The 20,576-nt window shown below is 47.4% G+C and carries 22 protein-coding genes, 1 pseudogene and 1 other annotated feature; of the genes and pseudogenes, 7 read left to right on the top strand and 16 right to left on the bottom strand.

Annotated features, from left to right (window positions below; genetic code table 11):
- Positions 1-55 precede the first annotated feature (55 nt).
- Positions 56-184, top strand: a complete 129-nt coding sequence (locus tag AC3WTF_RS04285; RefSeq protein WP_007408761.1) for a hypothetical protein — start codon at positions 56-58, stop codon at positions 182-184.
- A 15-nt stretch (positions 185-199) separates the two neighbouring features.
- Here the strand turns inward: AC3WTF_RS04285 and AC3WTF_RS04280 are convergent, their stop codons facing one another.
- The 4 genes and pseudogenes from AC3WTF_RS04280 to AC3WTF_RS04265 all read right to left on the bottom strand — a co-directional run bounded on the left by AC3WTF_RS04280 (position 200) and on the right by AC3WTF_RS04265 (position 2,477).
- Positions 200-952, bottom strand: a complete 753-nt coding sequence (locus tag AC3WTF_RS04280) for an SGNH/GDSL hydrolase family protein (protein ID WP_007408762.1) — start codon at positions 950-952, stop codon at positions 200-202.
- A gap of 197 nt (positions 953-1,149) precedes the next feature.
- Entirely contained in the window at positions 1,150-1,338 is a 189-nt protein-coding gene (locus AC3WTF_RS04275) for a hypothetical protein (RefSeq protein WP_015240394.1), read from the bottom strand.
- Positions 1,339-1,385: 47 nt separating this feature from the next.
- Positions 1,386-1,436, bottom strand: a pseudogene (locus AC3WTF_RS04270) (hypothetical protein); the annotation flags it as partial.
- A 171-nt stretch (positions 1,437-1,607) separates the two neighbouring features.
- On the bottom strand, positions 1,608-2,477 hold the full coding sequence (locus tag AC3WTF_RS04265) for a cation diffusion facilitator family transporter (protein ID WP_014418648.1): 870 nt from the start codon (positions 2,475-2,477) through the stop codon (positions 1,608-1,610).
- Positions 2,478-2,699: 222 nt separating this feature from the next.
- On the opposite strand from AC3WTF_RS04265, the gene AC3WTF_RS04260 reads away from it, so the two are divergent.
- From AC3WTF_RS04260 to AC3WTF_RS04250, 3 genes are all read left to right on the top strand, one after another.
- Entirely contained in the window at positions 2,700-3,506 is an 807-nt protein-coding gene (locus tag AC3WTF_RS04260) for a TrmB family transcriptional regulator (protein WP_007408765.1), read from the top strand.
- 72 nt (positions 3,507-3,578) lie between these two features.
- The gene (locus AC3WTF_RS04255) at positions 3,579-4,310 is read left to right on the top strand and encodes an AzlC family ABC transporter permease (protein ID WP_492314199.1); all 732 of its coding nucleotides are present in this window, start codon (positions 3,579-3,581) and stop codon (positions 4,308-4,310) included.
- Entirely contained in the window at positions 4,307-4,630 is a 324-nt protein-coding gene (locus tag AC3WTF_RS04250) for an AzlD domain-containing protein (RefSeq protein ID WP_007408767.1), read from the top strand. Before AC3WTF_RS04255 ends, AC3WTF_RS04250 begins: the two co-directional genes overlap by 4 nt.
- A gap of 40 nt (positions 4,631-4,670) precedes the next feature.
- On the opposite strand, the gene sr7p is transcribed toward AC3WTF_RS04250, so the two are convergent.
- The 3 genes from sr7p to acsA all read right to left on the bottom strand — a co-directional run bounded on the left by sr7p (position 4,671) and on the right by acsA (position 8,236).
- Positions 4,671-4,796 carry a small protein SR7P gene (gene sr7p / locus AC3WTF_RS04245; RefSeq protein WP_007408768.1) on the bottom strand — a complete coding sequence of 42 codons (126 nt, stop codon included), beginning with the start codon at positions 4,794-4,796 and terminating at the stop codon, positions 4,671-4,673.
- Between the two features lie 119 nt (positions 4,797-4,915).
- Entirely contained in the window at positions 4,916-6,181 is a 1,266-nt protein-coding gene (gene tyrS, locus AC3WTF_RS04240; protein ID WP_015240395.1) for a tyrosine--tRNA ligase, read from the bottom strand.
- A gap of 50 nt (positions 6,182-6,231) precedes the next feature.
- Positions 6,232-6,464, bottom strand: a binding site (T-box leader).
- Positions 6,465-6,517: 53 nt separating this feature from the next.
- Positions 6,518-8,236 carry an acetate--CoA ligase gene (acsA, locus tag AC3WTF_RS04235; RefSeq protein WP_015240396.1) on the bottom strand — a complete coding sequence of 573 codons (1,719 nt, stop codon included), beginning with the start codon at positions 8,234-8,236 and terminating at the stop codon, positions 6,518-6,520.
- A gap of 158 nt (positions 8,237-8,394) precedes the next feature.
- Here acsA and AC3WTF_RS04230 point away from each other — a divergent pair, with 158 nt between their 5' ends.
- The 3 genes from AC3WTF_RS04230 to AC3WTF_RS04220 are packed head-to-tail and all read left to right on the top strand — an operon-like array spanning position 8,395 to position 10,859.
- Entirely contained in the window at positions 8,395-9,027 is a 633-nt protein-coding gene (locus tag AC3WTF_RS04230) for a GNAT family N-acetyltransferase (RefSeq protein WP_007408771.1), read from the top strand.
- A 24-nt stretch (positions 9,028-9,051) separates the two neighbouring features.
- Positions 9,052-9,696 carry an acetoin utilization AcuB family protein gene (locus AC3WTF_RS04225; RefSeq protein ID WP_039063460.1) on the top strand — a complete coding sequence of 215 codons (645 nt, stop codon included), beginning with the start codon at positions 9,052-9,054 and terminating at the stop codon, positions 9,694-9,696.
- On the top strand, positions 9,693-10,859 hold the full coding sequence (locus AC3WTF_RS04220) for an acetoin utilization protein AcuC (RefSeq protein WP_039063462.1): 1,167 nt from the start codon (positions 9,693-9,695) through the stop codon (positions 10,857-10,859). Before AC3WTF_RS04225 ends, AC3WTF_RS04220 begins: the two co-directional genes overlap by 4 nt.
- Before the next feature lie 9 nt (positions 10,860-10,868).
- Here AC3WTF_RS04220 and motS read toward each other — a convergent pair whose 3' ends face one another.
- From motS to AC3WTF_RS04175, 9 genes are all read right to left on the bottom strand, one after another.
- Positions 10,869-11,558 (bottom strand): flagellar motor protein MotS, encoded by a 690-nt coding sequence (motS, locus tag AC3WTF_RS04215; RefSeq protein WP_032871679.1) that lies wholly within the window; start codon positions 11,556-11,558, stop codon positions 10,869-10,871.
- Positions 11,548-12,363 (bottom strand): flagellar motor protein MotP, encoded by an 816-nt coding sequence (motP, locus tag AC3WTF_RS04210; protein ID WP_007408775.1) that lies wholly within the window; start codon positions 12,361-12,363, stop codon positions 11,548-11,550. Before motP ends, motS begins: the two co-directional genes overlap by 11 nt.
- Before the next feature lie 68 nt (positions 12,364-12,431).
- Positions 12,432-13,436 carry a catabolite control protein A gene (gene ccpA / locus AC3WTF_RS04205; RefSeq protein WP_015240399.1) on the bottom strand — a complete coding sequence of 335 codons (1,005 nt, stop codon included), beginning with the start codon at positions 13,434-13,436 and terminating at the stop codon, positions 12,432-12,434.
- 279 nt (positions 13,437-13,715) lie between these two features.
- Positions 13,716-14,792 carry a bifunctional 3-deoxy-7-phosphoheptulonate synthase/chorismate mutase gene (locus AC3WTF_RS04200; protein ID WP_003152383.1) on the bottom strand — a complete coding sequence of 359 codons (1,077 nt, stop codon included), beginning with the start codon at positions 14,790-14,792 and terminating at the stop codon, positions 13,716-13,718.
- Between the two features lie 236 nt (positions 14,793-15,028).
- Entirely contained in the window at positions 15,029-15,355 is a 327-nt protein-coding gene (gene ytxJ, locus AC3WTF_RS04195; RefSeq protein ID WP_007408776.1) for a bacillithiol system redox-active protein YtxJ, read from the bottom strand.
- A gap of 25 nt (positions 15,356-15,380) precedes the next feature.
- Positions 15,381-15,794, bottom strand: coding sequence for a YtxH domain-containing protein (locus tag AC3WTF_RS04190; RefSeq protein ID WP_003152380.1), 414 nt, complete (start codon positions 15,792-15,794; stop codon positions 15,381-15,383).
- 32 nt (positions 15,795-15,826) lie between these two features.
- A complete protein-coding gene (locus AC3WTF_RS04185; protein WP_007408777.1) occupies positions 15,827-16,249 on the bottom strand; it encodes a DUF948 domain-containing protein in 423 nt (140 codons plus the stop codon).
- 155 nt (positions 16,250-16,404) lie between these two features.
- Positions 16,405-17,703, bottom strand: coding sequence for a UDP-N-acetylmuramate--L-alanine ligase (gene murC, locus AC3WTF_RS04180; protein WP_020956217.1), 1,299 nt, complete (start codon positions 17,701-17,703; stop codon positions 16,405-16,407).
- A gap of 240 nt (positions 17,704-17,943) precedes the next feature.
- Entirely contained in the window at positions 17,944-20,547 is a 2,604-nt protein-coding gene (locus AC3WTF_RS04175) for a DNA translocase FtsK (protein WP_047936036.1), read from the bottom strand.
- Positions 20,548-20,576: the final 29 nt, after the last annotated feature.

The raw sequence follows: 20,576 nt of genomic DNA, 5'->3' as shown, positions 1-20,576 counted from the left end.
TCCATAATAAGTAAAATAAAGAGTGGGTTTTTCAACACTCGACGGGAGGTTCGCTATGTGGATGATCATTTTGCTGCTTATCATTTTAATCGGTTTTACCGGTAATATCGTCTCGCTTTTGAGAGCGCAAAAACACGCATCTCAAAGAATAATTGAGCTTTTAGAAAAGCAAAGCCGAAAATAATCTGTTAGCGCTGTGTTACCCATAATAGTAATAATAATTCCGGCAGATTTCCTGAAATATGATTTGATGCCCTTTCTCGTTCGGATGAAGACCTTCTGACATGCACATGCTGCGGAAAGCGGGATTATACGGGTCGATGAGATCAGTATCAAACAGATCGGCATACGGTACAGAGAGGAGTGTGCAGGCTTCTTTTTGGGCTTTCACATAGTCAGCCAGCTTCAGGCCCAGTTTATTTTTATCAGTATCACGGCGGACGATTTTTCCTTTTGACATTTTGGCTTGTCTCGTTGGGGTCACCACAATGATGCTCGCGCCTTTATTTCCGCTCCGCAGCTGCTGGATCACTTGGCAGAAGCCTCCGTAAAACGTGGTGATATCTTTTTCATCTGTGCCGATGGGAATGTGGTTGCACCAATCATCATCTGTTCCCTGGACAATGATGACATCATGTCCCTTTGTTTTAAGCGCCTGCTGATAAATGTTATCGCTTCCGTTGTTGCTCATATTAACGCCGCTGACAGACAGATTGGTTATTTCAGCGTTTGTCCGGTCTTTCAGAATGTCACCAAAGCCGTATTCCGCACGCAGCCCCCGGGCGACGCTGTCACCTAAGATCGCGATTTTCGAAGCCTTCCGCAGCCTGCTTATGCTGATGAAGTCAACGCTGATATGCCCGCTGTCCGTGATATGCAAAAGCTTGCTGCTTATGTTTGGCAAAGAGACTGTCTTTCCTTCAGAGTTATAAAAATCCTCATTCAGCTTCATTCGGCGTCATCCCTTCCTTTTTATCCTCCGGCATCTTTTTTGACATAAAAAACGGACACGAACAAACAGCGCCATGTTGTCAGTTCAGTGTCCGCAGATGATGATACTGGATCTTTTATGCAGTTCTCTTGCCATTATAGCAGATCCCCGTTACTTGTAATAGAGTCTGCAGTCAGCATTTAAAACAGCGTTTGCGGCTACGTTTTTGATGAGACCGTCTGCTGCGGGAACGGTGTGTCCGGCGATGCGTCCGTCTTTTGCTGCGGGAACGGTGTGTCCGGTGATGCGTCCGTCTTCTGCTGCGGGAACGGTGTGTCCGGTGATGCGTCCGTCTTCTGCTGCGAGAACGGTGTGTCCGTTTTCTGCTGCGGGAACGGCGCGAACATTTTTTAGAAACCGGTTCTTGGTATAAATACTCCCCTAAACCTTCTCTTTCCGCAACGGCAACTCCATGTTCAATTTCTTTAACAGAAATAGCGTTCAATTCTGTTCACCTCCCTTTTTCTTTACAACATAACGTATGAAATGAACCCCTCACGTGTATAAGCTTATCTCTCATATGAGCGAGAAATAGTCATTTATACAACAAAAAGACCCGTGGGAACGGGCCTTTTGCAGGCATTTTGCCGGGAACAAACGCAAACTTAAGATCGATTTATTTCTTCCTCTCGCTCTCCGGCTCGGGGTGAATCATTACCTGTGCTTGTTTGAATTCATTCGTAATATCTCTTTCAATGCGGTCACACAGGTCATGCACGTCTTTAATCGTCACGTGAGAGGCTACGACCAGGTGAAAATCAATATACTCCTGCGGGCCGGAGCGTCTTGTACGAAAATCGTGAATTTCAATAAATTCCTGTTGAAATGTTTCAATAATCTTTAAAATTGTTTTTTCTTCCTCTTCCGACAAACGGGTATCAATCAGCGGCGGGAATGCTTCTTTCATTAACTTAAACGCTTCATATATGATATACACCGCCAGCACCATACCTATAATGGGATCAAGTATGTACCACTCCGTTACGGTAACGACCAAAAGGCTTGCCGCTACGCCTAATGATGTGTACACGTCAGTCAGTAAATGCAGGGCATTTGATTTCATTGCCACGGAATTAACCTTTTCGGCTTCTCTTTTTACGAACTTCGAAACGATCAAATTAATGAGAGCCCCCGCAAGCATCACAACAATTCCCAATACAGGCAGATGAACCGGCGCCGGGTTCACCAGTTTTTGAACGCATTCATATATCATCCAAATCCCTGCCGCAAAAATCAGAATCGTCTCGATAGTCCCCGACAGATTCTCGACTTTTCCATGACCGTACGGATGCCCTGTATCAGCCGGCTTTTTTGAAATCCTGACGGAGATAAAGGCAATGAAGGCGGCGATCAAATCTAAAAAAGAATGAATGGCTTCAGAAAGTATCGCGACAGATCCGGTTATGATCCCCACCACTATTTTGAGCATGACGACCAGGGAATTGCTTATAACCGATAAAAAAGCGATTTTAGAGGTGTTTTCCACCGTGATCCTCCTCTTTTTAACTTCTTGAATTTATCGTATCAAACGGCATTCGTGTGGGTCTACGGCAACGTTTTTCACAAAAGCCATACATGTAACTCACCATAAACTAAGTTGGAAAGCGACAAAACAGGCGCACCTTTCTTTCAGCACTCAAGTCCCATTGACAAGATATAACCGCTTACATTATAGTAGTTTCATGAATAACCACTACGGAGGATGTTTATGGAGGATGTTCTGAAAGAATTACAGAAGTTTGGATTTTCTCAATATGAATGTAAAGCATATATCGGCTTGTTGAAACACTCGCCTGTTACCGGATATGAAATCAGCAAAAGGTCAGGCGTCCCCCGCTCAATGATCTATGAAGTATTGGGGAAATTAGTTGATAAAGGCGCTGTCCATATTGTGCCGTCTGATCCGGTTACATATGCTCCGCTTGCCGGAAAGGAATTAATCGACCGGCTCCGGCACGATTTCGAGAGCTCATTCGGCTACCTTGAGGAAAAGTTATTGGCACTGGAAAGCGAGCAGGAGATGAATGTCATCCGCCGCATCAGCACGAATGATCATGTCATCAATGAGATGAAGGATATGATTGAAAAAGCCGAGGAAGAGTTGTGGCTGTCTGTCTGGGAACAGCAGATTCCCTTTATTCAAGAAGCCGCTAACAAACGCGCCGCCGAACAATTGCCCGTCTTTTCGATTGTGTTCGGCCCTCCGGAAGTGAAGCTCGGAAATACGACAAATCATAATATGTCTCCTGAAGTGGCGGAGAAACGGATGGGCGGAAGATTAACGATAGCTGCCCGCGATAATAAAGAAGTCTTAATCGCCAATTTTTCTCCGCAGACGAATGCCTGGGCCATTAAATCAGAAGATCCCGCTCTCGTTCTCGTGGCCATGGAATATATGAGGCACGATCTGATGTTCGCGGAGCTTGTGAAAGAAGTCGGGGCTGAGAAAGTTGAAGGCCTGATGAAACAAAACCATTCGTTATTTCATGTCGTCACCGGAAATCGGTTCATATAAATGTGAACCGTATTTTCTTTGATTTTTTCATTAGTCGTTATCATTATAATCTCTATGAAAGGAGTATAAAAAATGATTAACACAGAAGGGCAAAAAACCGCCGTTTCCCGGGAAATGAACGATACGTTTTTACAGGGGGTGCGGGATTGTGTGCCTACGCTGCTGGGCTATATGAGCATCGGTTTTGCTTTCGGCATCGTTGGCGTTGCCTCTCATCTAAGCATTCTTGAAATTTGTTTGTTATCTTTGTGTGTCTATGCCGGCGCCGCCCAATTTATTATTTGCTCGCTCCTTGTTTCCGGGAGTCCGATTTCCGCCATTATTTTAACGACGTTTATCGTCAATCTGCGGCACCTTCTGCTGAGCCTGACCATCGCGCCGTATTTCACGAAATACTCTTTGGCGAAAAATATCGGCTTCGGGGCTTTGCTTACTGACGAATCTTTCGGAGTAGCGGTGAACAAAGCGGCTCAGAACGGCAGGTTATACGATAAGTGGATGAACGGCCTCAATATAACCGCTTACATGTGCTGGGTTATTTCCTGCGTGATGGGCGGGCTTCTCGGACAATGGATATCTGATCCTTACGCGCTCGGCCTGGACTTTGCTTTGCCCGCTATGTTTGCGGCGCTGCTTGTGCTGCAATTGCAATCGTCCGCTTCGGAAAAGCTGAAGCACAGCCTCTCCTTAATTCTCTATATGATCATTTTTATGGTCTTGTTATCGTATTTCGTCCCGTCACACATCGCGGTCATCGTCTCAACCGTGATTGTGGCAACGATCGGGGTGGTGACGGACAAATGAGCATCAGCACACAAATGATCTGGATTATACTCGGCTGCATGATTGTTACACTTGTGCCGCGCATTGTTCCGTTTATATTTGTCCGGAACATTCAGATGCCTGAGTTGGCTTTAAAATGGCTCTCCTTTATTCCGCTTTGCATTTTGACGGCTCTGGTAACGGAAAGCATGATTGTGAAAACAAACAGCGCTTTGACCTTTGATTGGAAAGCAATGATCGTTCTCATCCCGACATTGCTTTGCGCGATGCGGACAAAAAGCTTATCCATCACGGTCATCACAGGAGTCGTGCTGATGGCCGCCGTCAGGCTGATATGGTGACAATCAAAAGCCTCCATTCCGCAGAATGGGGGCTTTCCCTTTATGATGTCGGATTTTCTTCTTCCGTCTCTGATTCCTCGGCTTTGGCTTCGGCGTTTATGCTTTGCTGCTGTTCCCAATGATCCCGCTGCAATCTTTCTTTTGCGATGGTAAACATGAAATTCACGGCGCAGCACCCCTTCCCTGTTTTGCTTATACTATGTACTGTACTCATTTCCCCGTGCAGTATTCACAAAACATAAAAAAGCAGCCTGCCGCATTGAGCGGCCGGACTGCTTTTTATTTTCAGTACGTGATCAGGAAGTATTTTTTCTTTCCGCGGCGCAGTACGGTAAATTGATCTTCAATGCGGTCTTCCGCAGTCAGAAGATGCCCGATGTCCGTCTGGCGCTCGCCGTTAATGTAAACAGCTCCGTTTTGAATGTCTTCGCGGGCCTGCCGTTTTGAAGGCGACAATTTAGATTCCACAAGCACGTCTACTAAAGACAGTTCTTCAGAGCGGTCTTTTTCAAACGAAGGTACATCTTTAAATCCTACCTTGACGTCTTGAGCGGAAAGCTCTTTAATATTGCCGCTGAACAGCGCCTGGGAGATATGAACGGCCTGCTCAAGCGCTTCGCGGCCGTGTACAAGAACAGTCACCTCTTCAGCGAGACGTTTCTGCGCTTCTCTTTTCTCAGGAGCCGTCTCCGTTTTTTCAGCATAACCTTCAATTTCCTCTTTTGATAAGAAAGTAAAGTATTTTAAGTATTTGACGACGTCGCGGTCATCTGTATTGATCCAGAACTGGTAGAATTCGTACGGCGATGTTTTTTCTTTATCAAGCCAAATGGCGCCGCCTTCCGTTTTGCCGAATTTCGTGCCGTCAGCTTTTGTGACGAGCGGAATGGTAAGACCGAAAGCTTTCGCTCCTTCTTCTTCTGATTTTCTGATCAGTTCAAGACCGGCCGTGATGTTGCCCCACTGGTCACTGCCTCCGATTTGGAGTTTGCAGTTCTTTTCTCTGTACAGATTCAGAAAATCGTAGGATTGCAGGATCATGTAGCTGAATTCCGTGTAAGAAATTCCGGTTTCAATTCTTGAGCTTACAGTATCTTTCGCAAGCATGTAGTTAATTCCGAAGTTCTTTCCGACGTCGCGGAGAAATTCAATGATGCTCAGCTTTCCGATCCAGTCAAAGTTGTTCGCTATGACAGCGGGGTTTTCTCCGGCCTCGAAATCTAAAAATCGGGAAAGCTGATTTTTAATTTTTTGCGACCATTCGACAACGATATCCTGAGTATTTAACGTACGCTCCGCTTTTTTGCCGCTCGGATCGCCGATCAGTCCCGTCGCGCCGCCTACAAGCGCAATCGGATGGTGGCCTGCAAGCTGGAAACGGCGCAGTGTCAATATCGGCAGAAGGTGTCCGATGTGCAGGCTGTCAGCCGTCGGGTCAAACCCTGAGTATAAACGGATTTTTTCTTCGTTCAGCTGTTTATTCAGTCCTTCTTCATCCGTCATTTGCTGGATTAAGCCGCGGAATGATAAATCCTCTAATAAGTTAGTCATTTTGTCTGCTCCTTTGTTTATGAAAATAAAAAACGCCCCTTCGTTTAAAACGAAGGGACGATATAATCGCGGTACCACCCTACTAATAAAAGCATAAAAAAGCTTTTATCACTCTTTTTGATAACGGACCGTGTCCGTTCTTTCACTACTGAAAGCCTTGGAATGGCTTTGTTCGCAAAAGCGGTTCATGAGTGTATTCGGCATATCTTATGTGCTGATTTTCACCGGCCATCAGCTCTCTTGAACAATCAGATACCCTACTTGTCTCAATCAAAACCTTTTCGTATGAAGCTTACTCATTTTTAACATAAATAAGATACGATGTCAACGCCGTCTTTAATCTTCCATTGTGGACAGGTCGCCTGCCGGCAGGTTCAGCTCCCACGCCTTCAGCACACGTCTCATGATTTTTCCGCTCCGTGTTTTCGGAAGTTTATCTTTGAATTCAATTTCCCGCGGTGCGGCATGCGCGGCAAGCCCCTGTTTTACAAAGAGGCGAATGTCCTCCTTCAGCTGATCGGATGGCTCATGCCCTTCTCTGAGCGCGATAAACGCTTTAATAATTTCTCCCCGGACAGGGTCCGGCTTTCCGATGACGCCGGCTTCGGCAATCGCCGGATGTTCAACAAGTTTGCTTTCGACTTCAAACGGGCCGACGCGCTCGCCGGATGTCATGATGACATCATCGACTCTGCCTTGGAACCAGAAATAACCGTCTTCATCCATATAAGCAGAATCTCCGGAAACATACCAGCCGCCCGGCATGAAATAAGAATCATATTTCTCTTTGTTGTTCCAAATGGAATCCATCATCGACGGCCAGCCCTTTTTAATGGCGAGATTTCCCATTCGGTACGGCGGAAGCTCATTTCCCTGATTGTCAACGATCGCCGCTTCCACTCCCGGAATCGGTTTCCCCATTGAACCCGGCTTGATCTCCATGCAAGGATAATTGCAGATGAGCTGTCCGCCCGTTTCTGTCATCCACCACGTGTCGTGGATGCGCTTGCCGAATACTTTATGTCCCCACTTGATGACCTCGGGGTTCAAAGGTTCTCCGACACTCAGGACGTGACGAAGTGAAGTAAGGTCAAATCTGGATGCCATTTCATCTCCGGCGCCCATAAGCATTCTGAAAGCCGTCGGAGCGCTGTACCAGACGCTGACACCGAGCTTCTCAATCGTGCCGTACCAGTTTTCCGGACTGAATCTGCCGCCGACGATCACATTCGCCGCTCCGTTCAGCCACGGCGCAAATATCCCGTACACCGTCCCGGTCACCCAGCCCGGGTCCGCAGTGCACCAGTAAATATCGTCTTCTTTAAGATCAAGCACCCACTTGCCGGTCTGGTATTGCTGAATCATGGCTTCATGAACGTGGAGCACACCTTTAGGCGTTCCGGTAGATCCTGATGTGTAGTGAAGCAGGTAGCCGTCTCTTCTGTCCATCCATTCAATATCAAGTCTCGTGCTTTCTCCCTCAGCCGCTTTATCATAATGAATGATTTTATCTCCCGTTTCTTTGCTGCCGCCGACAATGAAAATATGCTCGAGGTCGGGCAGGCTGTCCGCCGGAATCCGTTCGGCCAGTTCAGGTGTTGTCACGACAACCTTTGCCTGGCTGTTCAAGAGGCGGTCTTTGACGGCGCCTTCCATAAACGCTTCAAATAAAGGACCGGCGATCGCACCGATTTTAATTGCGCCGAGCATGATAAAGTAAAGCTCCGGCGAACGCGGCATGAAAATAAAAACGCGGTCCCCTTTTTCCACGTTTCCATACCGTCTCAGTACATTTCCCGCCCGGTTCGATTCCTCCATCATTTCTTTAAATGTGTATTTTTCATCCCGATTTGCGTCCTTGTAATATAGCGCTACTTTGTTTTTTCGAAATGATTCGGCATGACGGTCAATCGCTTCGTACGCCGCATTCAGCTTCCCCGTCTGATGCCAGGAAAACGCCGCTTCGACCTCTTTCCAATCGAAGCTGCGGTACGTTTCCTCATAATTTCGCAGATGATAATTCCCCTTTTCCGCCGGCAACGCTTTCAAATTCATGCAACATCCCCCTTTGCTTATCTATAGACTAATTATAGTAGATGTTCACAGTTTTCTCAATTTTTAAAATATAAATTACAACACTATTGAAAACGCTTTATATTTTGTTATGCTTAAAAGAGATGTGTTTTTATTAAGAACCGACAGGCGGTGAATCAGTGAAACATCATAAAACGTACCATTCTTCATCAATTCAGACAGCAGCCGGCCCTCTTTTAGTAGAAGGGCCCGTTCCTCCAGGGGATCTAGCACAGTATGAGTTTCATGAAGGTCTGACAGCCTTTCGCCTTCCTCATGAACAGCACAAAGCGTTAATCGAGATCGCCGGGCTTCCTGAAGGTCGGATCATTATTGCCAGGGACGGACAGACGATTATCGGCTATGTGACGTATTTATATCCTGATCCGCTTGAACGGTGGTCTGACGGAAATATGGAAGACCTCCTTGAACTCGGGGCGATCGAGGTCGCTCCCGGCTACAGGGGCTGTTCTGTCGGAAAAACTTTGCTGACAGTCAGCATGATGGATGAACAGATGGAACGGTACATCATCATGACGACGGAATATTACTGGCATTGGGATTTAAAAGGAATGAAAAAAGATGTGTGGGAATACAGAAAGATCATGGAAAAGATGATGAATGCCGGGGGTCTTGTCTGGTTCGCAACGGATGAACCGGAAATCAGCTCTCATCCGGCCAATTGTCTGATGGCCCGCATCGGCAGGCACGTCAGTCAGGAGTCAATTGAACAGTTCGACAGGCTTCGTTTTTATCAGCGATTTATGTATTGACTGACATACAAAGGGGATAAAAAGATGATTGCAGAACAAATCATGAAACGGGACGTCATCACCGTCTCAAAACACGACTCCATTGAAACAGCCGTCCGTAAAATGAAGATATATCATATCCGCCATCTCCCTGTCATCGACGACGAGCTGCACGTCATCGGTATTGTCACAGACAGAGACATTAAACAGGCCGGCCCCGGCAGCTTTGAACAAAAGGAACGCGGCGCGTTTCTGACAAACAAAGTGGAGACCATTATGAAGCGCAATGTCATCTGCGCCCATCCGCTTGACTTTGTGGAAGAAATATCCGCTTCCTTTTATGAGCACGGCATCGGCTGTCTGCCGATTACGGTAAACCATAAGCTGACGGGCATTTTAACGAAAACCGACGTGCTCCGGACTTTCGTCAGCCTGACAGGCGCGGCCCAGCCGGGATCACAGGTGGAAATCCTGGTGACGGATATGACAAAAAGCCTTGCTGATCTCAGCTGCATGTGCCGTGATCTTCAGCTGCAAATCCTGAGTGTGCTCGTCTATCCCCATGAGTCCGCCGGGTCGAACATTCTCGTCTTTCGGGTGAAGACGATGAATCCGCTCCCTTTTATCCGTGCCGTTCATGAAGCCGGATACAATGTCTTATGGCCGAAACATTTGAGGGATCAGCCATGAGAGACAGCGTTTTTGTTTACTCGCCTTCTTATCAGACGTATCAATTTCATCAGGAACATCCGTTCAATCAGCGTCGCGTGCTTTTAACATACGATCTGCTTCAGGCGGCGGGTGCGTTTGACGAAGGAGATATCGTCACACCGCGCACGGCCGCTAAAGAAGAGCTGGCTCTCGTTCATACGGAGGATTATATACAGGCGGTGGAACTAGCGGGTGCGGGCCGGCTCCCTGCCGCAGAAGGAGAAAGCTATGGTCTCGGAACGGAAGACACCCCCGTTTTTGCCGGCATGCATGAAGCCGCGTCACTTCTGGTGGGCGGCACCTTAACGGCGGCTGATTATGTCATGACGGGACAAGCCAGGCACGCCTGCAATTTAGGAGGCGGCCTTCACCACGGCTTCCGCGGCAGGGCCTCAGGCTTTTGTATCTATAATGACAGCGCCGTGGCCATCCAATACATCCAGAAGAACTACGGGGCAAAAGTGTTATACATTGATACAGACGCCCATCACGGCGACGGCGTTCAATTTACGTTTTACGACAGGTCTGATGTCTGCACTGTTTCTTTTCACGAGACCGGGCGTTATTTATTTCCCGGGACGGGACAGGTACTGGAAAAAGGAAGCGGGCAAGGCTACGGCTATTCTTTTAACATTCCGCTGGACGCTTTCACAGAGGATGATTCCTTTCTTCACGCTTACAATACGGCCGCCTCAGAAATCGCGGCTTTTTTCAAGCCGGATGTGATTCTTACCCAAAACGGTGCGGACGCCCATTATTACGACCCATTGACACACCTGTCCAATACAATCTCCATTTATCAGGAGATCCCGCGGCTCGCTCATTCATTAGCCCATCAATATTGCAGCGGCAGATGGATCGCGGTCGGCGGCGGAGGATACGATATTTGGAGAGTCGTCCCGAGAGCATGGAGCCGCATTTGGCTTGAGATGAAAGGGATTGATCCCGGGGAGCGCATACCGCAGAAATGGATTGATAAATGGCAGAAGCACTCCCCCTGCACGTTGCCCGCTTTTTGGAGTGATCCTGAACAATTATATCCTCCGATTCCCCGCAAAGAAGAAATTTCAGAAAAAAATGCCCAAACCGTGGAAAAAGCACTTTTTGCCATCCGGTCTGAGCAGCGGTATAAAACTAAATAAAAAACGACCTTATGAGGAGGTCGTTTTTTTGATCACAATTTCTACACGGCGGTTTTCTTTCATATGTCCGGGACTTTTGTTGTCCTTCACAGGTTTCGTATCCGCATACCCGGCAGAGATAAACCGTTTGGCGGAAAAGTCTTCATTCGCGGTAAAATACCGGATCACACTCGCCGCTCTTGCAGACGACAGCTCCCAATTTGACGGAAATTGATAGGTGGAAATCCGGCGGCTGTCCGTATGGCCTTCTACCTGTATGTCATTCGGAATTGTTTTTAAAAGCACCGCGATCTGATGCAGAACCGGCTCGGCGTTTTTCAGCACATCCGCTTTTCCCGTCTGAAACAGAACGGCCTCCTGCAGCACAAGAACCACTCCGCGCTCATCGCGCTTCGCCGTCAATTTCGAACTCAAATGATGCGCTTTTATGTATGTCTTCACGTTTTGTAACAGCAAATCCTGTTCTTTATTTTCGTTTGCTTTGTCTGATGACGCCAGTTCACCCCCGCTGCCTTTTGTATGAATCGATGAAACGGCAGATTGAAATTTTTCCGCGTCTATTTGCGACATCGAAAAAAGCAATATAAAGAACACGAGAATGAGCGTGATCAAGTCAGCGAACGTCACCATCCATCTCGGTGAACCGCCGGAATGTTCCGGTTTGTTTCTTCTTTCAAAACGCTCTTTTCTAAGCTTCATGGACAGCGCCCTTTTTCTTGTTCGCAGGCTGTCCTTTACGCCAGTCTTCTCTTGAGCTGAAGACGACGAGCTGACTTTCGAGGTTGCGGGGATTTTTGCCCGATTGGATGCCGACAACCCCTTCGATCATGACCTGTTTGATGAAAATTTCACTTTCCGTTTTTTCTTCAAGCTTTGCCGCGATTGGGATAAATACCAAGTTGGCAAGCAGCGCTCCGTACAGCGTCGTCAATAGCGCAACAGCCATGTTCGGTCCGAGGGTATGCGGGTCATTTAAGTTTTTGAGCATGAGAACGAGTCCGACGAGCGTCCCGATCATTCCCCAGGCGGGTGCGAAATCACCGGCTTTTTCAAAAACGCGTCTTCCTTTTCTGTGTCTTTCTTCCATCGCGGCGATCTCAGAATCCATCACCAGCCGGATCGTTTCCTCGTCCCAGCCGTCAATCGCAAGCAAAAGCCCTTTTTTTAAAAACGGATCCTTGATCTCACGCGCCTGGTCATCCAGAGACAGAAGCCCCTGCCTGCGCGCCTGCTCCGAAAGGCTGACAAATACTCTGACAAGCTCTTTCACATTATCATCCTGACGGGAGAATACCTGTTTCAGAACAGAAGGGGTTTTCTTTAAATCCCTCGGCGGAAAGCTGATAAAGATCGCCGCAGCAAGGCCGCCTGTGACGATTAAAAAAGAAGTCAGATCTAAAAATGAACTGATTCCCGCCAGTCCCGTCCCTGACAGAATACCGATTGCGACAATAATACAGCCTAACATAAAGCCAACGGGCGTCAGATAATCAAAACGTTTCATATCTTCTCCTTACTCAAGTAAAAAAGCAAGATTCCACCCCTCAGAGTGAAGCTTGCTTTTCCGTTTTTTTATGACTTGGTTGATTGTCTTAATTCGATGCGGTGAGGCAATTCGACGATCTGCTCTTCAACCGGCTCTTTGTTCATCAGTTTTGTCAAAAGTCTCATCGCCACGGCGCCGATATCGTACGTAGGCTGCACGACTGTTGAAAGCTGAGGGCGGACCATCAGGCTCAATCTCGTATTGTCAAAACCGATAATATCAAGATCATCAGGAATCGAAAGACCTTGATCTTGGGCCGCATGGATAATGCCGAGGGCCATTTCATCCGTCGCAGAAAGAATCGCCGTCGGTTTCCGGTCAAGGCCCATCAAGCTTTGAAGCGCCTCCATACCGGAATCATAGGTGTAATCGCCTTCCGCTACGAATTGCTCGTTAAACGGAATCGCCGCTTCTTCAAGCGCCCGTTTGTACCCTTGCAGTTTTTTCGAACGGTTGATCGGCTCTTGCATCGGTCCGGAGACGAGTGCAATATCGCGATGCCCTTTATCAATGAAAAGCTTAACGGCATCATAAATCGCCTGTTCATAATCAATGGCGACAGAAGGCGTCTCGCCCTGTTCTTCCACTGATGCCGCCAAGACGATCGGCACAGGAGAGCGCTTAAATTCTTCGACATGCTCGTCCGTAATGTTGCCGCCCATAAATACGATACCGTCCACTTGTTTGCCAAGCATCGTATTTAACAGATGCAGTTCTTTCTCAAGATTTTGGTCCGAGTTGCTTAAAATAATATTATATTTGTACATCGTCGCGATATCTTCAATTCCACGCGCAAGTTCAGAGTAGAAAATGCTTGAGATATCAGGGATGATGACGCCGACCGTAGTCGTTTTTTTGCTTGCAAGCCCTCTTGCCACCGCATTCGGGCGATAGCCGAGCCGATCAATGGCTTCCAATACTTTTTTTCTGGTCGTCGGTTTTACATTCGGGTTGCCGTTCACGACGCGGGAAACAGTCGCCATACTGACATTTGCTTCTCTGGCCACATCGTATATCGTAATGTTGCTCACTGAAACCACTCCTTTTACTGGATACACTTATCCTTATCTATAGCATAAACACTTTATGTAAAGAAATGTCGTACGATTTCGCATTCTGTCGTTTATGATTGTAAGCGTAAGTCAGTAGTGTACATTATTTTTCATTATTCATCAAATTTAAATATCTCTCATGAAATTATACACGTTTTTCCCAGTGATGAAAACGTTCACTTTCATTTTATAATTAAATAAAATGAAGATACGAAAAAAAAGCCGCGCGTGGCGGCCTTTAAAGAGCGGAACGTTGTATTATGCTTTTACTTTCAGCATTGGCTTTAATTCGTTCAGCCATTTCTCGAATTCAGGTATATCCATCTGCTGCGCAGAGTCTGAAAGGGCAACGGAAGGATCAGGGTGAACTTCGGCCATCACGCCGTCAGCGCCGATCGCAAGCGCCGCTTTTGCTGTCGGAAGCAGGAGATCGCGGCGGCCTGTTGAATGTGTGACGTCAACAAACACCGGCAAGTGAGTTTCCTGTTTCAAAATCGGCACGGCAGAAATGTCGAGTGTGTTTCTCGTTGCCGTTTCGTACGTTCTGATACCGCGCTCACAAAGAATGATTTGGTCGTTTCCTTGTGACATGATGTATTCAGCTGCATTGATGAACTCTGAAATTGTTGCGGCAAGACCGCGTTTTAACAATACCGGCTTTTTAACGGAACCGGCGGCTTTCAGCAATTCAAAGTTTTGCATGTTCCGCGCGCCGATCTGAATGACGTCAATGTAATCAATCGCTTGCTCAATGTGGGCGGGCGTTACGATTTCACTGATCACCGCGAGGTCATATTCATCAGCGACACGTTTAAGAATTTGCAGGCCTTCTACGCCGAGACCTTGGAAATCATACGGACTTGTGCGGGGTTTAAACGCGCCCCCGCGCAGGATTTTAATGCCTTGTTTTTTCGCTGCGGCCGCTACTTCGGCAACCTGCTCATAGCTTTCTACGGCACAAGGTCCGACGATGAATCTCTGATCGCCGTCACCGATTTTTTCACCTTTAATGTCAACGATCGTATCTTCTGCTTTTTTCTTCCGGGAGACGAGCAACGCTTTGCTGTGATCCTCTTCTTGAAGTTCAAGTCCGGCTTTGAAAATTTCTTTGAAAATATGCTGGATCGTTGAGTTTTCAAATGGGCCGTCATTGCTTTCAATAATGCGGTTAAGCATTGTACGCTCTCTGACAGGGTCAAATCGGTTGACACCCTGTGCTTCCTTTGCTTTACCGATTTCTTTTACAACGGCTCCGCGTTCATTGATTAATTTAAGGATTTCTAAGTTTAGTGCGTCTGCCTGCTGTCTTAGGCTCTCTAATTCCTTGTTGCTCATCTTTTTCATCCCTTCTATGCTATGTTTTATTTTAATGGTTAACATGCATCTTACTACAGTTATGCGAAAATAGGAATATGAAATAATAAATTTTTTCACATTCTACTTTATCACAAAAACGCTTTTAAGCTTTTATGCGTTGAAGCAGTATATATTGATATCCTACATGATCCGGCTGAAATGATCAATAGTTTTTTTCAAAAAAAAAACCGCCGGTATCAACCGGCGGCCAGCAATTATGAAAGGTGCTGCTCTATTGCGTTTTTTGTGATTTGTGAATGAGACGCGTGCCATTTCACTTCGCCGTTTGCAATGACGAATACTTGCGGGCTTTCATGTTTCACGCCGTATGTCTCGGCGATATAGTTTGAAAGCGGCCGGCTGTCCTGCACCTGCAGGTAATAAGAAGGCACTTCCGAATGCGCCGATGCAAAGGCGTCAAACTCCTGAAACGCGGCTTGGCTGATCGGGCAGGTTGTGCTGTGTTTCAAAAACACGAGCGTGTTTTCTTTCTCAGCGGCATTTTTGAACTCTTCCTCAGACGATATCAGCTGTTTTGTCATGTCGGTTATCTCTCCTTATTGAGGATCAGCGATTTGCCTGACCGGCTTTTTCCCCGGCGTCTTCCGCTTCGGCCTTGATGCTTTGGGCCGTGTCCTGCATTTCGCTTCTCGTCTCTTCGGCTTTCTCGGTTAGTGTGCTCTTAGAACGGTCTTTTAAATCCTTCACTTTATTCATAATCTGGCCTGACTGATCAGCTACCAGCTGGGTGATATTAGATGTTTTGTCTTTGGCGATGCTGACATATTGAGAGCCTTTTTCTTTCGCGTCGGCCGTCATTCTGTCCGTCTTATCCTTTAACGCAGAAGCCTGACTGCCGAGATCGTCGCGCAGCTCCTTACCTGATTTAGGCGCCAGAAACAACGCCGTTGTCGCGCCGATAATTCCCCCGATCAGCGTTCCGATTAAAAAATCCTTACTATTGATTCCATCTTTGCTCATTATGATTCCTCCTTAGTGGATTTTTCTTATGATTAAAGCGATGTTTTTTTCTTTTGCTTCCACTTGTCCCATATTTCCATAGCGGCCTGGCTCCAGGTGACAACCTGACTGATCTTATCCTGATTCTCTCTTACAGAGGCCGTAACGGAACCTGCTGCCTGCTTTATGGATGTATTAAACTGCTGGACGGAAGTTCCCACTTCCTGGACAGCATGGACAACCGTATTTAATTTCTCTGATTTTTCCTGAATGTCTTCCGCGAGACGGTTTGTCTTATGTAACAGCTCGGTTGTCTCTGCGGTAATGCCTTTCATCTGCCCTTCAAGGCCGTCTAAAGTCGAGGCAACGTTTGTTAAAGTCATCTGCACGGACTTTAATGTTTTGGACAGATAGATGACGAGGATGAGAAATGCAACGGCAATGAGTGCGACACTTAAGTAAAGAATGATGATCATCTAATACCTCCTTAATGCAGGATATAGTGGTATATACCCAATTCTTAAAATGATAAACATATATGAAAGATCTGTATGTATACTATTTCTCCGTTTCTCGGTAAATCCCTTTGCAGCACGCGCAAAAAAGCAGTGAGAGCCCCACTGCTTTTTCGTTACGCTATGACGTTTTCATAGGCTCTCATATATTTTTGAATGTCTCCGGCGCCCATGAAGATCAGCACTGCGCCTTCATGCGCTTTTAACACGGATGTGTCATTTTCTTCAATGAGTTCTGCGTTATCGATTTTTTCCTGAAGATCCGTGATCGTGAGCTTGCCGACGTTCTCGCGGGCTGAGCCGAAAATGTCACACAGATACACGCGATCGGCCGCGCTTAAACTTTCTGCGAATTCATCAAGGAATGATTGCGTCCGTGTAAACGTATGCGGCTGAAATACCGCGATAATTTCACGTTCGGGATATTTTTGGCGCGCCGCCTCAATCGTGACTTTGATTTCAGTCGGATGGTGGGCGTAGTCGTCGATCAGTACCTGGCTGCCGATCACTTTTTCATTGAATCTGCGTTTGACGCCGCCGAATGATTCAAGTCCGCGCTTAATCATGTTCACGTCTATCTCTTCATAGTGGCAGAGCGCAATAACCGCTAAGGAATTGAGGACATTGTGATGCCCGTATGCCGGGATGTAGAACGTATCGTAAAACGTATTGCGGACAAAGACGTCAAATGTCGTGCCTTCCGTATTTTTCACGATGTTTCTCGCTTGAAAATCATTTTCTTCTCCCGTGCCGTAATACACGACAGGCACATTGGCGTGAATTTTCGGCAGGTACTCGTCATCACCGCAGGCAATGATGCCTTTGTTAACTTGAAGCGCCATGTTTTGGAAAGCATCAAACACATCGTCAATGTTGGCGAAATAATCAGGGTGGTCAAAATCAATATTCGTCATAATCGCATAATCAGGCTGATAGCTTAAGAAATGACGGCGGTACTCGCAAGCTTCAAATACAAAGTATTCGCTGCTTTCATTTCCTTTGCCCGTTCCGTCCCCGATAAGAAACGAAGTCGGCTTCGCCTGCTGCATCACGTGTGCCAAGAGGCCCGTTGTGGACGTCTTGCCGTGTGCGCCCGTTACCGCGACACTTGTGTATTTTTTCATATATTCAGCTAAAAATTTATGATATCTGATGACAGGAATCCCTTCAGCGAGCGCCTTTGCGATTTCCGGATGAGAATCAGGGAATGCGTTTCCGGCGATTATCGTTAAGCCGGGTTTGATGTTATCGGCGCTGAACGGATAGATCGGGATATTTCTTTTTTCAAGGGCAGCCTGAGTGAAAATCTGCTTCTCGATATCCGATCCCTGCACCTGATACCCTGTATCATGCAGGATTTGAGCAAGCGGGCTCATACCTGTCCCTTTTATTCCAACAAAATGATAAACAGTCATAATCGTACCTCCAACAAACGTCTATCTGTTCCCCAGTATATGACGCTCATTTCATTTTGCGACCGCCGCGGGCAAAAAGCCCGCACAGCGGCGCTTCCATTTATTTTTACGTTATCGTCAGTATCTGTAACTTTCTTTTTGATTAAACCTGCCGCATGATATTTCAGCGCGTGACAGTGATGCAGTTTTGATGGTCCATCCACTATCATACCATGTTTGTGAGAAAAATGAACGATATTCTTATTCTTGAGCAATGTCAGCGGCCGTAATCAGCACTTCACGGGGTTTGCTGCCCTTCGCTTCTGAGATCATGCCTTCGGCTTCCATCATGTCAATCAGCCTCGCGGCGCGATTATAACCGATTCTGAACCTTCTTTGAAGGCTTGAGGTGCTGGCGCTGTTTTGCTCCACGACGAATTGGCACGCCTCAGGAAACAGTTCGTCTTCTTCCTTGAGGGCGGTTCCCTGCCTGATCAGTTCTTCCTGTTCAAACAAATAAGAAGGCGGCAGCTGCTTTCTGACATGAGAGACGACGCGGTCAATTTCTCTGTCGGATACAAAGTTGCCCTGCAGGCGCACCGGTTTTCCGGTACCGTTTTCCCAGTACAGCATGTCGCCTTTTCCGAGCAGCTTTTCCGCTCCCGCCATGTCGATGATCGTTCTGGAATCTACCTGGCTTGAGACGGAGAATGCAATCCTCGTCGGTATGTTTGCCTTGATCATTCCGGTAATGACATCGACAGACGGACGCTGTGTCGCGACAAGCAGATGAATGCCGCAGGCTCTCGCTTTCTGCGCGATTCTGGCAATGCTTTCTTCCACATCGTTCGGCGCGACCATCATTAAATCAGCAAGCTCATCAATGACCACTACGAGGTACGGAAGCTTTTCGCCTGTCTTATGATCGGCGGTTAATTCATTAAAGCGGCCGATATCTCTCACACCCGAATGTGCAAACAGTTCATATCGCCGTTCCATCTCTTCCACAACCCATTTTAACGCGGCGGTCGCGGCTTTGGCGTCCGTGATGACGGGGCTGACCAAATGCGGAATTTGGTTATAAGGCGCAAGCTCGACCATTTTCGGATCAATCAGAAGCATTTTGACATCACTCGGATCCGCCTTATAAAGCAGACTGACCAAAATGGTATTGATGCAGACGCTTTTTCCCGATCCTGTCGCACCCGCTATCAACCCGTGCGGCATCTTTTTCAAATCAATGACGACCGGGTTTCCGGAAATATCGACACCGAGCGCGGCTGTAAGCGGAGACGGATTCGTCCTGAAAGCGGCGCTTCTGATCATCTGCCTTAAATCGACGACTTTGCTTACGCGGTTCGGAACTTCAATGCCGATCGTGTTTTTACCGGGGATCGGCGCCTCAATCCGAATATCCTTGGCAGACAGGCTCAGTTTAATATCATCTGCTAAGTTTGTAATTTTGTTTACTTTCACTCCGGGCTCAGGATGCACTTCAAAACGTGTGACGGACGGGCCTTGTGTGACATGAACGACTTGGGCGCGCACATTAAAGTTTTTCAGTGTAACGTTTAAAAGCTCGCGCTGTTCTTCAATCCACGATTGGTCGTCATGTCTTTGCGCCGGCGGTACGTCCAGAAGCGACAGATTCGGAAAGACATAGCTCGCTCCGCCCTCTGGCGTCTTCGCCTGCTTGTGTTTATCGCTTTTAAGCATCATGACGTTAAACGGAACATTGCGCTCTTTCGGCCGCTCCGCTTTTTTCACAGGCTGAGGCTGTCCGTGATGCTCCGTTTTTTCTTCGGCAGGCCGGGACGGGGCATCGGCCGTCTCGATGCTTGCAGGTTCAGGCTCGGGGTCTGAATGCCGCGTGACTTCATTGTACTCAGGCTGAGAGTCTGCTTCCTGTTTCGCGTCGGTTTCAGCTGATTCGGGCTTGTCTTCAGCCTGCGGCTGAACTTCCTCTTCGTATCCGGGTTCTGTGTATGTATACACCGGTTCTTCCGCGGTTTCAAAAGGCGGTGCTTTTTCCGGCTCAGGCTCCTGATATTCCTCCTGCGGCGCAGCTTGTTCCTCTGTGTTGTCAGCCGTTCGGGATGCTTCATACTCAGGCTCTTTAATAGGCTGCGGGCGGGTTTGTTCATGCTCTTGTTCTTCTGTAAAGCCGGCAGACTCCGCGCTTTCCGTGTGCTCCCGCTCTTCAGTCTGCTGCGGTTCTGCTGTTGCAAACACTTGCTCTTTTGCATTCTCAGCCTCGGTGTGAAGCTCCTCTTTTTTAACGGCCGGGATTTCTTCCGTTTCTTGTTTCGCAAACGGTTCTGGCCGGTCATTCGTCTGTTTTGTTATGCCGGATGTTGTGAAGACGGGCTCTTTTTCTGTTTCCTGACCGGCTTTTAGCGGAACAAATTGCTCCTCTGACAGCAATGTTACGTTCTCTTCACGCCGCTTTTCGGATATAGGCGCTTTTTTTATGCTGTGCTGAGATTGAAAGCCGTAAACCGGTGAAGGAATGGATGACGGTTTAAAGGGCTTTTTCACCGTTTCAGGCTCTTTATGTGTATGCTGTTTCCGCTCGGTTTGCTCCTTCCCGGCGGCATAATCCCGGGACGGCTGGCGGCGTTCGTGCCTTTCCCGCTGTCTTTGGTTTTGCTCCGTTCGCTTATAGCCGTCCGGAACGACGGGGAAGCGGAAATTCCCTTTCGGATATTCGTAATATATTTTAGGATCTTCCATGCGCGTGAATTTGCCTTCTGGCTGATCCGGTATCTGCTGTTTCGGGATTTGGGCATGCGTGTTTGGTTCACGTTCATGCTCTTCTTCTTTTTCACCTAAAAATAAGTCAAAAAATTTATTCAGCCAACTCATGTTTAATCACTCTCTAACTCCCTTTTTAG

The organism is Bacillus sp. EB106-06-01-XG163, assembly GCF_058791615.1.
The sequence above is the reverse complement of the archived record's forward strand: the minus strand, read 5'-3'. Positions and strand labels throughout refer to the sequence as shown.

Excerpts from the sequence above, each read along its gene's own strand:
- AC3WTF_RS04285 (WP_007408761.1), top strand. The coding sequence starts at position 56 with ATGTGGATGATCATTTTGCTGCTTATCATTTTAATCGGTTTTACCGGT.
- AC3WTF_RS04280 (WP_007408762.1), bottom strand. The coding sequence starts at position 952 with ATGAAGCTGAATGAGGATTTTTATAACTCTGAAGGAAAGACAGTCTCT.
- AC3WTF_RS04275 (WP_015240394.1), bottom strand. The coding sequence starts at position 1,338 with ATGTTCGCGCCGTTCCCGCAGCAGAAAACGGACACACCGTTCTCGCAG.
- AC3WTF_RS04260 (WP_007408765.1), top strand. The coding sequence starts at position 2,700 with ATGGAGGATGTTCTGAAAGAATTACAGAAGTTTGGATTTTCTCAATAT.
- AC3WTF_RS04255 (WP_492314199.1), top strand. The coding sequence starts at position 3,579 with ATGATTAACACAGAAGGGCAAAAAACCGCCGTTTCCCGGGAAATGAAC.
- AC3WTF_RS04250 (WP_007408767.1), top strand. The coding sequence starts at position 4,307 with ATGAGCATCAGCACACAAATGATCTGGATTATACTCGGCTGCATGATT.
- tyrS (WP_015240395.1), bottom strand. The coding sequence starts at position 6,181 with ATGACTAACTTATTAGAGGATTTATCATTCCGCGGCTTAATCCAGCAA.
- acsA (WP_015240396.1), bottom strand. The coding sequence starts at position 8,236 with ATGAATTTGAAAGCGTTGCCGGCGGAAAAGGGGAATTATCATCTGCGA.
- AC3WTF_RS04225 (WP_039063460.1), top strand. The coding sequence starts at position 9,052 with ATGATTGCAGAACAAATCATGAAACGGGACGTCATCACCGTCTCAAAA.
- AC3WTF_RS04220 (WP_039063462.1), top strand. The coding sequence starts at position 9,693 with ATGAGAGACAGCGTTTTTGTTTACTCGCCTTCTTATCAGACGTATCAA.
- motS (WP_032871679.1), bottom strand. The coding sequence starts at position 11,558 with ATGAAGCTTAGAAAAGAGCGTTTTGAAAGAAGAAACAAACCGGAACAT.
- motP (WP_007408775.1), bottom strand. The coding sequence starts at position 12,363 with ATGAAACGTTTTGATTATCTGACGCCCGTTGGCTTTATGTTAGGCTGT.
- AC3WTF_RS04200 (WP_003152383.1), bottom strand. The coding sequence starts at position 14,792 with ATGAGCAACAAGGAATTAGAGAGCCTAAGACAGCAGGCAGACGCACTA.
- ytxJ (WP_007408776.1), bottom strand. The coding sequence starts at position 15,355 with ATGACAAAACAGCTGATATCGTCTGAGGAAGAGTTCAAAAATGCCGCT.
- AC3WTF_RS04190 (WP_003152380.1), bottom strand. The coding sequence starts at position 15,794 with ATGAGCAAAGATGGAATCAATAGTAAGGATTTTTTAATCGGAACGCTG.
- AC3WTF_RS04185 (WP_007408777.1), bottom strand. The coding sequence starts at position 16,249 with ATGATCATCATTCTTTACTTAAGTGTCGCACTCATTGCCGTTGCATTT.
- murC (WP_020956217.1), bottom strand. The coding sequence starts at position 17,703 with ATGACTGTTTATCATTTTGTTGGAATAAAAGGGACAGGTATGAGCCCG.
- AC3WTF_RS04175 (WP_047936036.1), bottom strand. The coding sequence starts at position 20,547 with ATGAGTTGGCTGAATAAATTTTTTGACTTATTTTTAGGTGAAAAAGAA.